Source organism: Mycobacterium sp. SMC-2 (assembly GCF_025263485.1).
Classification (GTDB): Bacteria; Actinomycetota; Actinomycetes; order Mycobacteriales; family Mycobacteriaceae; genus Mycobacterium.
The window spans coordinates 211,862-226,973 of record NZ_CP079863.1 but is presented as its reverse complement, the minus strand read 5'-3'; the positions used below and the strand labels follow the sequence as shown (position 1 = coordinate 226,973).

Below are 15,112 nucleotides of genomic sequence, written 5' to 3'. Positions count from 1 at the left end.
GGCCCACATCGCCGCCGGCCAATACCTGCGGCCCTCATCAGGTCTTCGGGGATACCCAAGCCGCCCAATGACAGCACGCGCTCGATGAACACACGCCCCGGGGAAGGTATCGACCAGCGATTCGCCGGCGGTCACAAGGCTATTGGGGTGCGATCAACGCGAAGGCCTGCTTCGCTACCTGCAGCATCCACCCGGTCACGGTCGGCCCGTGGTCGCGTGTCCAGTTGAGCTGGAAGCTGACCACGTACGGCTGCTGCGTCTTGTCGACGGCGTACCAGCTGAAGGTCAGATCACCCGGCAGGCCACCGGCTTTCGCGCCGACGTAGGGCCAGACATTGGGGTCCAGCTGGATGCCCGACACCGCCGAGAGGATCTGCCTGACCGGTGCGGCCTTGCCGACGGCATCGGCCTGCAGCGCCGCGTGAATCCGGCAGATGTCCTCGGCGTTGCCGTACCACTCCGCGCCGTAAGACGACGCGGGGGTGTGGGCGCGGGTCGGATCGGGTTCATACGGAGTCGAATTCGCTTGCGCCAGCAGCTGGGCGCGGACTTGCGGTGACCCGTGCTGCCACTGGGTGCGCAGGTCCGGCTTACCCCAGCCGACCGAGAACAGCTCGTACATCGTTGGGAACGGCGTCATGCTGGCCGGGTCGTGGTGGCCGGCCGTGGCGAGCGCTTGCTCGATGGCGTGGGTGCCCAGCTTCCCGATCAGCAGATCGGTCGCCATGTTGTCGCTGGTGGCGATCATCTTCTCGGCGGCCGTCTGGACCGAAACATGAGCTCCCGCAGGCAGTGCCAAACCGGACGAGCCCACCGCTCGGCTCTTGTCGGTGACGGTCAGCTGATCGTTCCAGGAGACCGTTCCGTCCTTGATGGCGCCCGCGAGGGCGTGCAGCACGTACAACTTGAAAATTGAAGCCAGCGGCAAAGGTTCACCGGTGTTGGTGCCCGCAACCGGGTCGCAGTGTCCGTCATCAACCTTGGCGACCTGGTAGGAATAGCGGGCACCGGTCTTGCTCAATACCGAGTCGATGTCGTGCCACGAGTTGATCTTCGGCGGCTGCGTCTCGAGGTCGAACCGATCGACCCGCCCGCCGTCGTCGGTGTGGATGCGGATGTCTTGTCGCGCACCGTAGGAGGACGTCAGGTGCAACGTGGCCACGCTGGCGCCCAGATCGACACCGTTGAGGGTGAACGGGCGGTCCCACCACAGCCCCTCCATGGTGGTCTCCACCGACTTGACCATGTCGGGCGCGGCCAGCGTGCCGACCCCGACGGGGCCGATGGGCCAGTCCGAGTTAAGCATGTCCAGCGTCTGCTGGGCCCGGACACCGGGCGGCGTCCGGACGTCGATCTGCCGGCCGGGATTGGCCGCGTTCGCCTGCGGGGAGGGCGAGGGGGCGCAACCGGGCGCGAACGTGACTACCAGTGCGGTGGCGACACCCAACGCCAGCGCGCGGCGCCGGGCCGAAAGCCCGCTAGCCGGCCTGCTTGCTGCCGGCAACGTCCATCACAACCTCGAATTCCAGCAGCGAGGCGCCGGTGGCCACAGGGTTGGCCCGCTCACCGGCGTGCGCCTGGATGGCAGGCCCTTGCGCCCACGCCTGAAATGCCTCTTCGGATTCCCACTGCGTCACGACGAAGTAGCGGTTCTCGCCCTTGATCGGGCGCAGCAGCTGAAACCCGAGGAAGCCGGGTTGGTTGTCGACCGCGTGCGCCCGGTGCGCGAACCGCTTCTCCAGTTCCGGGCCGGCGTCGGCGGGTACTTCGATTGCGTTGATCTTCACCACTGGCGGCATGGCGCTAGGCTACCCCTTCGCCCGCCTGTCCAACTGCAGGGCGGGGCACGCAGGATGGTGACATGCCCGGTGATCTGCTGACTTGCCGCGGGGGGCAAGGCGAGCCGTTGGTGCTGGTGCATGGCCTGATGGGGCGGGGCACCACGTGGTCGCGGCAGTTGCCGTGGCTGACTCGGCTGGGCGCCGTGTACACGTATGACGCCCTGTGGCATCGGGGCCGCGGCGTCGACGACCCGCACCCGATCAGCACCGAACGGTTCGTGGCCGACCTGGCGGACGCGGTGAGAACACTTCAAACACCGGTCAAATTGGTCGGGCATTCGATGGGCGCCCTGCACTCGTGGTGTTTGGCCGCGGAGCGTCCGGAGCTGGTTTCCGCGCTGGTGCTCGAGGACATGGCCCCGGACTTCCGTGGGCGCACCACCGGTCCATGGGAGCCGTGGCTGCATGCCCTCCCAGTCGAATTCGACTCAGCAGAGCGGATATTCGATGAGTTCGGGCCGGTTGCTGGGCGGTATTTCCTGGAGGCCTTCGACCGCACCGAAACCGGTTGGCGGCTGCACGGCCACACCGCGCGGTGGATCGAGATCGCCGCCGAATGGGGCGCCCGCGACTACTGGGACCAGTGGCGGGCGGTGCGCGCGCCGGCGCTGCTCATCGAGGCCGGCAACTCCGTTACGCCGCCCGGCCAGATGCGGGCGATGACCGCAAACGATTCCGCGACACGCTACCTGCGGGTGGAGGGCGCCGGTCACCTGGTTCACGACGAAGCGCCGCAGGAGTACCGCGAGGCGGTCGAGTCATTCTTGGCCAACTTATCCGGCTCGTCCACGTTCTGACCGATGTGTTCGACGTCATAACCTCGCCCGCTCCGCTGCATAACCGCAGATCATTGGCCTGCATGCCCGGCCAGGCGGGCTTCTGGGCGTCGCCCGGGATCATCACCATCTGATAAATTCTTCAATTGTTCGAATCTAAGAGTCTTCAGGAGATCCGTCGTGTCCGAGCCGCTGTACAAGCTCAAGGCCGAGTTCTTCAAGACGTTGGGCCATCCGGCGCGCGTCAGGGTTCTCGAGCTCCTGGCGACGGGGGACAAGTCGGTCGCCGAGCTGTTGCCGGAGGTCGGGCTCGAATCATCGAATCTCTCACAGCAACTCGGCGTCCTGCGCCGGGCCGGCGTAGTTGAGGCGATCAGGGACGGCAACACGGTGATCTACTCGATCGCCTCGCCGGATATCGCCGAGCTGCTGATGGTGGCGCGCAAGGTGCTTACCGGGGTGCTCAGGGACCGCGTGGCGGTCTTGGAGGACCTGCGTGCCGGCGGCGCGGAGTAACGCCCGTGGGCTGGATTGGCAAAGTTTTCGGGGTCGGGCGGATCACCGAGCCTGCGGCGCCGTTACCGGCGCCGGCGATGAAACCGCTTGCGGGAGTGCGGGGCTCGCTTCAGATTCGGCATGTCGACGCGGGTTCCTGCAACGGCTGTGAGGTCGAGATTGCGGGCGCGTTCGGGCCGGTCTATGACGCCGAACGGTTCGGGGCCCGCCTGGTGGCCTCCCCACGGCATGCGGACGCACTCCTGGTCACCGGTGTGGTCACGCACAACATGGCCGGCCCCTTGCGCGCGACCATCGAGGCGACACCGCGGCCACGCCGGGTGATCGCGTGTGGGGACTGCGCCATTGACCGAGGGGTGTTCGGCGACGCCTACGGTGTGGTCGGCGCGGTCGGCGAGACGGTGGGGGTAGATCTGGAGATCCCGGGATGCCCGCCGACCCCGAGCCAGATCGTCGCGGCTTTGCGGTCGGTGACCGGCAAGTGACCGCGGGGCTGGCTACCAGAATCCTGCCGGAGCCAAACCTCGTGCACCGCAACGACTCCGGCTCCATCTGCGCGGGCGCGCTGACCTCGCTGCTGGGCGCCGGTGGGATATGGGCGGGCGCACTGGGAATGTTCGGTTCGGTGCGCGCGGTCCACATCGGATGGTTGCTTCCCCTGGCGGGCGTCCAGCTGGGCGTCGATCCGTTGGGCGGATTCTTCATGGCGCTCACGGGGGCGGTCGCGATCGCGGTCGGGCTGTACACGATCGGCTATGCCCGGCGTGAGAAGCTCGGACCCGTCACCCTGGCCGTCCTGCCGACGTTCGTCGCGGCGATGCTGTTGGTGCCCGCGGCGGCGTCGGTCACCACCTTCCTGTTGGCGTGGGAGCTGATGGCGGTCGCGTCGTTGGTGTTGGTGCTGACCCACCACACCCACCCAAAGGTTCGCTCCGCCGCGTTGGTGTATGCGGTGATGACCCAGTTGGGGTTTGTCGCGATACTGGTCGGCCTGATGGTGTTGTCGGCCGCGGGCGGCGCGGACCGGTTCGCCGACCTGCACGGGATACCGCAAGGCGCGTGCGCCGCCGTGTTCCTGTTGACGCTGGCGGGGTTTGGCTCCAAGGCCGGGCTGGTACCGCTACATGCGTGGCTGCCGCGCGCCCACCCGGAGGCGCCGAGCCCCGTGTCGGCGCTGATGAGCGCGGCAATGATCAACCTTGGGGTCTACGGCATTTGCCGCGTCGATCTGCAGCTGCTCGGTCCGGGGCCGCGCTGGTGGGGGCTGACCCTGATGGCCGTAGGCGCGGTGTCGGCACTCTACGGCGTGGTGCAGGCCTCGGTCGCCACGGATCTCAAACGGCTACTTGCGTATTCGTCAACCGAGAACCTCGGGCTGATCACCCTGGCATTGGGGGCCGCCACCCTGTTCGCCGCCGCCGGCGCGCACGGCCCGGCGACGATCGCCGTGGCCGCAGCCATGCTGCACCTCGTCGCGCACGCGGCATTCAAAAGCCTCGGCTTCCTCGCCGCGGGCTCGGTGCTTGCCGCGACCGGGCTGCGCGACCTGGACCGGTTGGGCGGTCTGGCCCGCCGGATGCCGGCGACGACCACCCTATTCGCCGTGGCCGCGCTCGGGGCGTCGGGGCTGCCGCTGGGCGCCGGATTCGTCAGCGAGTGGCTGCTGCTGCAGTCGCTGATCCACACGGCCCGAGAACATTCCACCGTCTTGGCGTTGACGACGCCGCTGGCGGTGGGCGCCGTCGCGCTCACCACCGGTCTGGGCGTGGCGGCAATGATCAAGGCGTTCGGGATCGGATTCCTGGCGCGGCCGCGTTCCGAGCAGGCGGCCCAGGCCGGGGAGGCGCCGGGCAGCATGCTGGCCGGCATGGCGGCCGCGGCGGCCGGCTGCCTGACGCTGGCCGTGGCACCCGCGGTCATCGCACCAGTGTTGCGCGAGGCGGTCGGTGCGTTACCAGCCGCACGGGCAGTGCAATTCAACGGTTTCGGGGCCGTGGTGCGCCTGCCGGGCCTGCAGGGGTCGATCGCTCCCGGGGCGATCGCCGCGGGAGTTGCGGTAGCGACACTGACCGCCGCCGTGCTGGCGCGTTGGCGCCGCAGCCGGCGCCCGGAACCAGCGACGTTGCCGCTATGGGCTTGTGGCGCCGACGATCTCACCGCCCGGATGCAGTACACCGCCACGTCGTTCGCCGAGCCGCTGCAACGCGTGTTCGACGACGTCCTGCGCCCCGACACCGACGTCGAAGTCACGCACACCGCCGAGTCGCGTTATCTGGCCGAAAAGATCACCTACCGCACCAGAATCGTCGATGCGATCGAGGAACGCTGCTACACCCCGGTGATCCGGGCGATCGCGGCCGCGGCCGATTTGGTGCGGCGCGCCCACACCGGCAGCGTGCACCTGTATTTGGCGTACGGCGCCCTCGGCGTGCTGATCGTGCTGGTGGTGGCCCGATGAACGTCCTGTCCTACGTTGCGGGCGCGGTCCAGGTCGGCGGCGTCATGGTCGGCGCACCGCTGGTGGTCGGCCTGACCCGACAGGTGCGCGCCCGCTGGGAAGGCCGCGCCGGCGGCGGAATCCTGCAGCCGTGGCGCGACATCGTCAAACAGCTTGGCAAGCAACAGGTCACCCCGCTCGGGACGACGGTGGTGTTCGCGGCCGCACCCGCGATCATCGCGGGATCGACATTGCTTATTGCCGCGATCGCGCCGCTGGTCGCCACGGGATCGCCTCTGGACGCCAGCGCCGACCTGTTCGCCGTGGTGGGCCTGCTGTTCGTGGGGACCGTCGCGCTGGCCCTGGCCGGCATCGACACCGGCACCTCGTTCGGCGGTATGGGAGCTAGCCGCGAGATCACCATTGCCGCACTCGTCGAACCCACCATCTTGCTGGCCGTCTTCGCCCTGTCGATGCCGGTGGGATCGGCCAATCTCGGTGCGCTGGTGGCGCATACGATCACCCATCCCGGGCAGGTGGTGTCGCTGGCCGCGGTGCTGGCGTTTGTCGCGCTGGTGATCGTGATCGTCGCCGAAACCGGGCGACTTCCGGTGGACAACCCGAGCACGCACCTCGAGCTGACGATGGTTCACGAGGCGATGGTGCTCGAGTACGCCGGCCCCCGCCTCGCCCTGGTCGAGTGGGCCGCGGGGATGCGGTTGACCGTTCTCCTCGCGCTGCTGGCAAACCTGTTCGCGCCGTGGGGCATTGCGGGGGCCCGACCCGGTGTGACCGAGATCGTCGTCGGCGCCGCGGCGGTGGCGGTCAAGGTCGCGTTGCTGGCGGGATTGCTTTCCACCGTCGAGGTTTTCGTCGCAAAGCTGCGGCTGTTCCGGGTGCCCGAGTTGTTGGCGGGATCGTTCCTGCTGGCGCTGCTCGCGGTGGTTGCGGCCAACTTCTTCGTGGTGCCGGCATGACGTACAACACGTTTTCCGTGCTGGTCGACCTCGCCGCCGGCGGGCTGCTGCTGGCCGCGGTGTTGATCGTGTGGCGCCGCGACCTGGTCGCCATCATCCGGCTGCTGGCATGGCAGGGCGTCGCTCTGGCGGCCATTCCCATGCTGCGCGGGGTATACGACGGTGACGCGGCGCTCATCGGTGTCGGTTTGGCCGTGTTGGTCCTGCGGGTCGCGGTGCTGCCGCGGCTGCTGGCCCGCGCGCTCGGCGCCGAGTCGCAATCGCGCCGGGAAGCCACCCCATTGGTGAACACCGCCACGTCACTGCTCGTCACCGCCGTGCTGACGCTGGCCGCGTTCGCCGCCACTCGACCCCTGGTGAACCTGCAGCCCGCCGCCACAACCACCTCCGCGGTCCCGGCCGCCACCGCGGTGGTGCTGATCGCGCTGTTCGTCATGGTGACGCGGCGCCACGCGGTGTCGCAGGCCGCGGGATTCCTCATGCTGGACAACGGAATAGCCGCCACGGCCTTCTTGCTCACCGCGGGGGTGCCGCTGATCGTCGAATTGGGCGCCTCGTTGGACGTGCTGTTCGCAATCATCGTGATCGGCGTACTGACGGGCCGGCTGTCTCGTGCGTTCGGCGGTGCCGACCTGGACGCGTTACAGGAGCTGCACGACTGATGACCGCGTTACTGCTCGCCGCGATCCTCACCCCGGTGGGTGCGTCGGTGGCCGTCCTGATCGCCGGATGGCGCCGGGCGACCGCGACACTGATCGTCCTCTCGGCGGTGACGGTGCTCGGATGCGGTGCGGCGCTCGCGTTCGGTGTCGGATCCGGCACCCGGTTCGCACTGGGTGGGCTGCTGCGGCTGGATGCGCTGAGTGTCACCATGCTGATCGTCATCGGAATCGTTGCCACACTGGCCACCTGGGCCAGCATCGGCTACCTCGACGCCGAACTCGCGCACGGCCACACCGATACGCGCGGCGCCCGGGTGTACGGGGCCCTGACGGCCGGGTTCCTCGCGGCGATGGTTGTCGCGGTGTGCGCCAACAACATCGGCGTGATCTGGATCGCGGTCGAAGCGACCACGGTGATCACCGCCTTCCTGGTCGGGCACCGCCGCACCCGCAGCGCGCTCGAAGCGACCTGGAAATACGTCGTGATCTGCTCGGTCGGAATCGCCATCGCCTTCCTCGGCACCGTGCTGCTCTACTACGCCGCCGAGCACGCCGGTGCTCCGGCCGCCGCGGCCCTGAACCTCGACGTGCTGGCGGCACACGCCGGCGGGCTCGACGCCGACATCGCCCGCCTGGCGGGCGGGCTGCTGCTGATCGGCTACGGCGCCAAGGCGGGGTTGTTTCCATTCCACACCTGGTTGGCCGATGCCCACAGCCAGGCCCCTGCACCGGTTTCGGCGTTGATGAGCGGGGTGCTGCTGTCGGTGGCCTTCTCGGTGTTGATTCGCCTCAAGCCCATCATCGGCACGGCCACCGGACCCGCCTTCATGCGCTCGGGCCTGCTGGTGCTCGGGCTGGCAACGCTTTTAATCGCGGCCCTGATGCTGACGGTGACACCGGACCTCAAACGCATGCTCGCCTACTCCTCCATGGAGAACATGGGCCTGATCGCGATCGCCGCGGCGGCCGGAACCCAGCTGGCCATCGCCGCGCTGCTGCTGCACGTCCTCGCCCACGGGATCGGCAAGACGGTCCTCTTCCTGGCGAGCGGCCAGCTGCAGGCCGCGCATAATTCCACCGCGATCGCCGACATCGGCGCCGTGCTGCGGCGCTCCCGCGTTGTCGGCGTGTCGCTCGCCGTCGGCGTGATCGTGCTGCTCGGCCTGCCGCCCTTCGCGATGTTCGCCAGCGAGCTGGCCATCGTCCGTTCACTGGCCGACGCCCGGCTCACCTGGGCCCTCGCCGCGGGCATGCTGTTGGTGGCGATTGCCTTCGCCGCGCTGGCCCGCAACTCGGGCCGCATCCTGCTGGGCGGCCCGGCGGCCGGACCGGAAATCGCCGTGCCGCGAACGGTGGCGGCGGCGTTGTTCGTCGGAATCGCCGCATCGGTCGCCCTCGGTGTCACCGCCGGCCCGCTCGCCGACCTGTTCACCACCGCGGCCAGCGGTGTCGGGGGACCGAGGTGAGGCGTGAATGGCAGCTCCACCGGCTGCCGCAAGACCGGTTGGCCGAGACGGCAGAAGACTTGCTGGGCAAAGGGTTTCGGCTGGGCCTGGTCGCCGCGCACGAGGACCCCGACCCCGCCGCCTTTCGCGTGGTCTACCTGTTCCTTGCCGGCCGGCCGGATCGCCGCATCGAGCTCGAATGTGTAGTGCCCAAGGATGACCCGGCGGTTCGATCGCTGGCCTATCTGTCGTTTCCGGCCGGCCGGTTCGAGCGCGAAATGGCGGACCTGTACGGGATCCGTTGCGTCGGCCATCCCAAACCGCGCCGCCTGGTTCGGCATGCCCACTGGCCCGAGGATTGGTATCCCATGCGCCGCACGGCGCAGCCGGTGCCCGAATTCGATGGCAGCCGCCACTTTCCGTTCGTCACCGTCGAGGGACCCGGGGTGTACGAGATCCCGGTGGGTCCCGTGCACGCGGGGCTGATCGAACCCGGGCATTTCCGCTTCTCCGTCGCCGGCGAAACCGTGCTGCGCCTCAAGGCCAGACTGTGGTTCGTCCACCGGGGCGTGGAGAAGCTGTTCGAGGGCCGGCCGGCCGGCGGTGCAGTCGACGTGGCGGAACGGGTCAGCGGCGACACCTCCGTTGCGCATGCGCTCGCCCACTGCCTCGCCATCGAAGACGCGCTCGCCATCGAGCTTCCCGACGGGGTGCACCGGCTGCGGGCGCTGCTGGTCGAGCTCGAACGGCTCTACAACCACGCCGCCGACCTGGGGGCGCTGGCCAACGACGCCGGGTTCGCGCTCGCGCACGCGCACGCGCAACGCGTTCGGGAACAACTGCTGCGGCTCAACGCCGCCGTCACCGGGCATCGGCTGTTGCGCGGCGCCGTGCGCCCGGGTGCGGTCGCACTGCGGGAGCTGCCGGATGTCGCCGCGCTGCGGCGCATCGCCGCCGATGTCGCCGAGATCGCCGAACTGACGCTGCGCAACACCGTGGTCTACGACCGGTTCGCCGGGACCGCCGTCCTGCACCAAGAAGACGCTCACGCACTCGGGTGCCTGGGCTACGTCGCGCGCGCCAGCGGCATCCGCACGGACGCCCGACTCGAACACCCGACCACCCCACTGCCCGTCACCGAGACAGGGGCCGCCGCGGGCGACGCGCTGGCCCGTTACACCGTACGGCGCGACGAGTTCGCCGCGTCCACCGAGCTGGCCTGCCACCTGATCGAATCACACAGCGGCCCAACCGAATACGCGGAAACCCCGCCGGCACCGCGCGCACCGCGCAGTGGCATCGGCATCGTCGAGGGCTGGCGGGGCACCATCGTCCACCGGGTCGAAACCGACGCAGCGAATCGGATCACTCGCGCGAAGATCGTCGACCCGTCGTGGTTCAACTGGCCGGCGCTGCCCGTCGCGATGGCCGACACCATCGTCCCGGACTTCCCGCTGGCCAACAAAAGCTTCAACCAGTCCTACGCCGGCAACGACCTCTGATCGGCGGCGGCTACGCTTCGCCCAGCAACGCGAAACGGCCATCGGCCGTCCTCGTCACCAGGCCATCGGCCAGTAACGATCCCAGTGCCCGGTCGCGCTGGGCGGTGTCGGTCAACCATGCGACGTCCAGCTCCGCACGCGTGACCGGGGAGTCGTTGGCGCGCAACACATCCAGCAGCCGACCGCGGACTTGCCGATCGGTTCCGGCATAGGTCTGCACCCGGCGGGCCGGCCCCTGCGCCGGGGTATAGTCGGCGTCCCGCCACGCGCACCGCTCAAGCGGGCACAGCCCGCAGCGCGGCGCCCGTGCGGTGCAAACGATCGCTCCCAGCTCCATCAGCGCCACCGAAAAATCGGGCGCCTTCTCGTCGGGAGGCAACAGTGCCGAGACGTCGGCATGGTCGCGCGCCGCGGAGGGTGCGCCGGCGTCGGCCCGTCCGTGCACGGCACGGGCGACCACCCGGCGCACGTTGGTGTCCACCACGGGCACCGGTTGGCGGTAGGCGAAACAGGCGATGGCGCGGGCGGTGTAGCCGCCGACGCCCGGCAGGGCCAGCAGGACATCGACGTCGTCGGGAACCAGGTCGTCGTGATCGCGCGCGATCACGGTCGCGCATTCGTGCAAACGCTTGGCCCGCCTCGGGTACCCCAGCTTGCCCCAGGCGCGCAGCACGTCGGCGGCGCTGGCCGCGGCGGTGGCCGACGGGGTGGGCCAGCGCCGCACCCAGTCCGACCAGATCGGCAGCACCCGCGACACCGGTGTCTGCTGCAGCATGAATTCGCTGACCAGGATCTGCCATGCGCTGACGCCGGGCGCCCGCCAGGGCAGGTCGCGGCGAGATCGTTCGTACCAGTCGAGAAGGTCGGTAACTGATATGTGTTCTGGGCGGTTCAGCGGCGGTTGCGGCATGATTGCAGCCATGCCTAACACCAGCCCGGTAACCGCGTGGAAAGCACTCAAAGAGGGTAACGAGCGATTCGTCGCGGGCCAGCCCCAGCATCCCAGCCAGAGCGTCGACCACCGGGCCAGCCTGGCCGCCGGGCAGAGGCCCATCGCGGTGGTGTTCGGTTGTTCGGACAGCCGGGTGGCGGCCGAACTGATCTTCGACCAGGGTCTGGGCGACATGTTCGTGGTGCGCACCGCCGGCCAGGCCATCGACTCGGCGGTGCTGGGCTCCATCGAGTTCGCGGTGATGGTGCTCGACGTGCCGCTGATCGTCGTTCTGGGCCATGACAGCTGCGGTGCGGTCAAGGCGGCGCTGGCCGCGATCGAGGACGGCGCGATACCGGGCGGTTTCCTGCGAGACGTGGTGGAGCGGGTCACACCGTCGATCCTGATGGGCCGCCGCGACGGCCTCAGCCGCGTCGACGAGTTCGAGGCACGGCACGTGAGCGAAACGATCGCCCAGCTCATGTCGCGTTCGAGCGCGATCGCCGAGCGGGTGTCCGCCGGCACCCTTGCGATAGCGGGCGCCACCTATCACCTCGCCGACGGGCGCGCGGCCCTGGTCGACCACGTCGGCGACATCGGCGAATAGGGCGCGGCGCGGCCCGTCACTAACACGGCCGTGAGCCAGCAAACCCCGCGACACGCCGGGGCGGGTCAGTCAACTCGACGTGACCTGGGCCTACGCTGCAAACGTGCTGGATCTGGAACCGCGTGGCCCGCTACCTACCGAGATCTATTGGCGGCGCCGTGGCCTGGCCGTGGGCGTCGCGGTCGTCGTCGTAGGGATCGTGGTCGCCGCGGTCATTGCCTTCATGGGACACAACTCGGGCGCCAAGCCCACCACTGCCGACAAGCCCAACTCCGCTCAAAGCAAGCCCGGCTCGCCCGCGCCGCAGGCGCCCCCGCCGGCCGCGCCGGGGGAGCAGCCCACCCCGGCGGCGCCGCAACAGGGCCAGAACCCGGAGATGCCCACACCGACCGCCGCGGTGCAGCCGCCGCCGGTGCTGAAGGAGGGCGATGACTGCCCCGATTCAACGCTGGCCGTCAAGGGCCTGACCAACGCGCCCCAATACTTCATCGGTGATCAGCCCAAGTTCACCATGGTCGTCACCAACATCGGCCTGGTGTCCTGCAAGCGCGACGTCGGCGCCGCGGTGCTGGCGGCCTACGTGTACTCGCTGGACAACAAGCGGCTGTGGTCGAACCTGGACTGCGCGCCGTCCAACGAGACGCTGATCAAGACCTTCACGCCGGGCGAGCAAGTGACGACCGCGGTGACGTGGACGGGGATGGGATCGGCGCCGCACTGTCCGCTGCCGCGGCCGGCGATCGGCCCGGGCACCTACAACCTCGTCGTCCAGCTGGGCAACCTGCGTTCCCAGCCGGTGCCGTTCATCATGAACCAGCCGCCTCCGCCGCCGGGCCCGGTGCCAGGGCCGGGTCAGCCGGCCGCCGCGCCGCCGCCGGAGGCGCCGCCGGTCGCGCCGGTCCCCGCCGGCTAACTGAGCGGGTCGGCGATTGTCGACTCCGCGAGCTGCGACAGACCCTCCCGCACGTGGCGGGCCCACATCGCGCCGATGCCCTCGACCGACTGCAGGTCGCCGGCGCTGGCCGCCAGCAAGCCCTGCAGCGTCCCGAATGACCGGACCAGTAGGTCGGAGTGGGCGAACTGCAGGCGCGGGATGCTGGCCAGCGCGCGGTAGCCGCGCGGGCTGACCGCCGAGTCCTGCGCCTCCGCCGTGGTCGGATAGCCGAAAACCTTTGCCAGCGCCGTGAGTTCGAGCAGTTCGGTGTCCGAGAGGGCGTCCAGCTCGTCGAGGGTCGCGGTCATCTGCGCTTTGGATAGCGGCTCGGGGCTGGCGTGATAGTCGCGCACGGTCAGTTCCCGCGCGATGTCGTTGCCGCCCAGCAACTCGTCGAGCTGCAACCGCAGCTGGCGCCCGTCGGTGCCCAGCTCGACGACGTCGGAGTCGATCACCAGCCCGATGCGCCGGACCAGCTCGAGCCGCTGCACCACCGTCATCACGTCGCGCAGCGTGACGAAGTCCTCGATCTCGGCGAGCGACAGTTGCCTGCTGACCTCGTCGAGCCTGGTCTTGTACCGCTCCAGGGTCGCGATCGCCTGGTTGGCGCGCGACAGGATGGTCGCGGAATCGGCCACCACGTGGCGTTCCCCGCCCACGTAGACGGTCACGATGTTCATCGAGTGGCTCACCGAGATCACCGGGTAACCGGTCTGGATCGCCGCCCGTTCCGCGGAGCGGTGGCGCGTCCCCGATTCGTCGGTGGGAATCGACGGGTCCGGCACCAGCTGCACGTTGGCCCGCACGATGCGGCTGCCGTCGGTGGACAGCACCACGGCGCCGTCCATCTTCGCCAGCTCGCGCAGCCGGGTCGGCGCGTACCGGACATCGAGCGCGAAGCCGCCGTCGCAGATGGCCTCGACGGCCTCGTCGTTGCCGAGGACGATCAGCGCGCCGGTGCGGCCCCGCAGGATGCGCTCTAGGCCGTCCCGCAGACCGGTGCCCGGCGCCAGGCGGGCGACGGTCTCACGCAGTGTCGGACGGGTCACAGCGTGTCATTGTGCGGCCACACCGCGTCGTGCGTCCAGCCGTTGCGGGGCCCGGCGATCGCTTTCATGTGTTGCAGCGCCGCGACGATGGTCGGTGCCCGCAGCGCCCGCATCCCGCTCGGCACTATCTCGCGCCGGGGGTCGTCGCCGTCCGGGATGAGCGCGCTGGTGAATCCCTGGCGCGCGGCCTCACTCAGCCGCCGTTCCATGCCGCTGACCCGGCGCAGGTCGCCGGCCAGCCCCACCTCGCCGATCATCACCGCCGTCGTCGGCAACGGCAGGTCGGAGTACGCCGACGCCAGCGCCATCGCGACGGCCAGATCGGAGGAGGGGTCGGTCAACCGCATGCCGCCCACGGTGGACAGGTAGATGTCGTGGACGCCGACGGCCAGCCGGCCGTGCTTTTCTACCACCGCGCTGATCATCGCGGCCCGGGAGTGGTCGATCCCGCTGACGGCGCGCCGCGGCGAGCCGCCACCGGGTGACGCCAGCAGCGCCTGGACCTCCCCGATGAGCGGCCGCTTACCGTCCAGCGTCACGGTGATCGCGGTCCCGGCGACCGGCGCCGGCCGTTGATCCAGAAAGAGGTTCGACGGGTCGGAGACGTCCTCGATCCCGTTGTCGTGCAACATGAAACAGCCGACCTCGTCGGCCCCGCCGAATCGGTTCTTGACCCCCCGAACCATCCGCAGCGACCCGTTGCGATCGCCCTCGAAATGCAGCACCACGTCCACCAGGTGTTCCAGGGAGCGCGGCCCGGCTATGGCCCCGTCCTTGGTGACGTGGCCGACCAGGATCAGCGCGACGCCGTTGGCCTTTGCGGCCGCGGTCAACGCGGCGGTGACCGCGCGCACCTGCGTGACCCCACCGGCGACGCCCTCGGCCTCCGTCGTGGACATCGTCTGGACCGAGTCCACGATCACCAGCGCGGGCCGCACCGTCGCGATGTGATCCAGCACCGTGTGGACGTCGGATTCGGCTGCCAGGTAGACCTCGTCGGCGCCGCAGCCGATGCGGTCCGCCCGCAGCCGGATCTGGCCGGCGGACTCCTCGCCGGAGATGTACAGCGCGCGCCGGCCCGACATCGCCCAGCGATGGGCCACCTTGAGCAGCAGCGTCGACTTCCCCACGCCGGGATCACCCGCCAGCAGCGTGACCGAACCGGGCACGACACCTCCCCCGAGCACCCGGTCGAGCTCTCCGACGCCCGTCGAGCGGTGCTGGCTGGCGTTGGGTTCGACGGAGGTGATCGGGACCGGTCGCGACGCCGAAGCCGAACCGACCCCCGCGCGGCGGCCGCCGACCGCGGTCAGCACCGGCACCTCATCGACGGTGCCCCAGGTGCCGCACTCCAGGCAGCGGCCGACCCACTTGGCGGTGACGTGCTGGCATTCGGAGCAGCGGTACTGGGAGCGTGCATTTGCCACGCCATGAC

The 15,112-nt window shown here is 69.6% G+C and carries 14 protein-coding genes and 1 pseudogene; 10 read left to right on the top strand and 5 right to left on the bottom strand.

Annotated elements, in window-relative coordinates; all coding sequences use genetic code 11:
• Window positions 1-139: 139 nt before the first annotated feature.
• Together KXD96_RS01160 and mhuD are read right to left on the bottom strand one after the other, a co-directional pair.
• Window positions 140-1,504, bottom strand: a complete 1,365-nt coding sequence (locus KXD96_RS01160) for a Cpe/LpqF family protein (RefSeq protein WP_260742475.1) — start codon at window positions 1,502-1,504, stop codon at window positions 140-142.
• Window positions 1,479-1,799 (bottom strand): mycobilin-forming heme oxygenase MhuD, encoded by a 321-nt coding sequence (mhuD, locus tag KXD96_RS01155; RefSeq protein ID WP_260742474.1) that lies wholly within the window; start codon window positions 1,797-1,799, stop codon window positions 1,479-1,481. Before mhuD ends, KXD96_RS01160 begins: the two co-directional genes overlap by 26 nt.
• Window positions 1,800-1,861: 62 nt before the next feature.
• Between mhuD and KXD96_RS01150 the strand changes: the two genes are divergently transcribed.
• The 8 genes and pseudogenes from KXD96_RS01150 to KXD96_RS01115 all read left to right on the top strand — a co-directional run bounded on the left by KXD96_RS01150 (window position 1,862) and on the right by KXD96_RS01115 (window position 10,156).
• Window positions 1,862-2,638, top strand: coding sequence for an alpha/beta fold hydrolase (locus KXD96_RS01150; RefSeq protein WP_260742473.1), 777 nt, complete (start codon window positions 1,862-1,864; stop codon window positions 2,636-2,638).
• Window positions 2,639-2,797: 159 nt separating this feature from the next.
• Window positions 2,798-3,133 carry a lsr2/espR transcriptional regulator gene (locus tag KXD96_RS01145; protein WP_260742472.1) on the top strand — a complete coding sequence of 112 codons (336 nt, stop codon included), beginning with the start codon at window positions 2,798-2,800 and terminating at the stop codon, window positions 3,131-3,133.
• Between the two features lie 5 nt (window positions 3,134-3,138).
• On the top strand, window positions 3,139-3,618 hold the full coding sequence (locus KXD96_RS01140; protein WP_260742471.1) for an NADH-quinone oxidoreductase subunit B family protein: 480 nt from the start codon (window positions 3,139-3,141) through the stop codon (window positions 3,616-3,618).
• Window positions 3,619-3,669: 51 nt separating this feature from the next.
• Window positions 3,670-5,591: pseudogene (locus tag KXD96_RS01135) on the top strand (proton-conducting transporter membrane subunit); the annotation flags it as partial.
• Between the two features lie 5 nt (window positions 5,592-5,596).
• Window positions 5,597-6,547 (top strand): respiratory chain complex I subunit 1 family protein, encoded by a 951-nt coding sequence (locus KXD96_RS01130; protein WP_260745577.1) that lies wholly within the window; start codon window positions 5,597-5,599, stop codon window positions 6,545-6,547.
• Window positions 6,544-7,209: a hypothetical protein gene (locus KXD96_RS01125; RefSeq protein WP_260742469.1), complete on the top strand. Its 666-nt coding sequence runs from the start codon at window positions 6,544-6,546 to the stop codon at window positions 7,207-7,209. Before KXD96_RS01130 ends, KXD96_RS01125 begins: the two co-directional genes overlap by 4 nt.
• Window positions 7,209-8,675 (top strand): proton-conducting transporter membrane subunit, encoded by a 1,467-nt coding sequence (locus tag KXD96_RS01120; RefSeq protein WP_260742468.1) that lies wholly within the window; start codon window positions 7,209-7,211, stop codon window positions 8,673-8,675. Before KXD96_RS01125 ends, KXD96_RS01120 begins: the two co-directional genes overlap by 1 nt.
• On the top strand, window positions 8,672-10,156 hold the full coding sequence (locus KXD96_RS01115) for an NADH-quinone oxidoreductase subunit C (RefSeq protein WP_260742467.1): 1,485 nt from the start codon (window positions 8,672-8,674) through the stop codon (window positions 10,154-10,156). The genes KXD96_RS01120 and KXD96_RS01115 overlap by 4 nt, the downstream gene beginning before the upstream one ends.
• A gap of 10 nt (window positions 10,157-10,166) precedes the next feature.
• Here the strand turns inward: KXD96_RS01115 and KXD96_RS01110 are convergent, their stop codons facing one another.
• Complete coding sequence (locus KXD96_RS01110; RefSeq protein WP_260742466.1) at window positions 10,167-11,078, bottom strand: A/G-specific adenine glycosylase; 912 nt, start codon at window positions 11,076-11,078, stop codon at window positions 10,167-10,169.
• Here KXD96_RS01110 and KXD96_RS01105 point away from each other — a divergent pair.
• Both KXD96_RS01105 and KXD96_RS01100 read left to right on the top strand, forming a co-directional pair.
• On the top strand, window positions 11,077-11,694 hold the full coding sequence (locus KXD96_RS01105; RefSeq protein ID WP_260742465.1) for a carbonic anhydrase: 618 nt from the start codon (window positions 11,077-11,079) through the stop codon (window positions 11,692-11,694). The two genes, KXD96_RS01110 and KXD96_RS01105, sit on opposite strands and share 2 nt — an antisense overlap.
• Before the next feature lie 103 nt (window positions 11,695-11,797).
• Window positions 11,798-12,607 carry a hypothetical protein gene (locus KXD96_RS01100; RefSeq protein WP_260742464.1) on the top strand — a complete coding sequence of 270 codons (810 nt, stop codon included), beginning with the start codon at window positions 11,798-11,800 and terminating at the stop codon, window positions 12,605-12,607.
• Here the strand turns inward: KXD96_RS01100 and disA are convergent.
• Both disA and radA read right to left on the bottom strand, forming a co-directional pair.
• Window positions 12,604-13,677, bottom strand: coding sequence for a DNA integrity scanning diadenylate cyclase DisA (gene disA, locus KXD96_RS01095; RefSeq protein WP_260742463.1), 1,074 nt, complete (start codon window positions 13,675-13,677; stop codon window positions 12,604-12,606). The two genes, KXD96_RS01100 and disA, sit on opposite strands and share 4 nt — an antisense overlap.
• Complete coding sequence (gene radA, locus KXD96_RS01090) at window positions 13,674-15,104, bottom strand: DNA repair protein RadA (protein ID WP_260742462.1); 1,431 nt, start codon at window positions 15,102-15,104, stop codon at window positions 13,674-13,676. Before radA ends, disA begins: the two co-directional genes overlap by 4 nt.
• Between the last annotated feature and the right edge of the window lie 8 nt (window positions 15,105-15,112).

What these genes read in the sequence shown, in the direction of transcription:
- KXD96_RS01110 (WP_260742466.1), bottom strand. Translation starts at nt 11,078, where the DNA reads ATGGCTGCAATCATGCCGCAACCGCCGCTGAACCGCCCAGAACACATA.
- KXD96_RS01150 (WP_260742473.1), top strand. Translation starts at nt 1,862, where the DNA reads ATGCCCGGTGATCTGCTGACTTGCCGCGGGGGGCAAGGCGAGCCGTTG.
- KXD96_RS01125 (WP_260742469.1), top strand. Translation starts at nt 6,544, where the DNA reads ATGACGTACAACACGTTTTCCGTGCTGGTCGACCTCGCCGCCGGCGGG.
- KXD96_RS01105 (WP_260742465.1), top strand. Translation starts at nt 11,077, where the DNA reads ATGCCTAACACCAGCCCGGTAACCGCGTGGAAAGCACTCAAAGAGGGT.
- KXD96_RS01120 (WP_260742468.1), top strand. Translation starts at nt 7,209, where the DNA reads ATGACCGCGTTACTGCTCGCCGCGATCCTCACCCCGGTGGGTGCGTCG.
- mhuD (WP_260742474.1), bottom strand. Translation starts at nt 1,799, where the DNA reads ATGCCGCCAGTGGTGAAGATCAACGCAATCGAAGTACCCGCCGACGCC.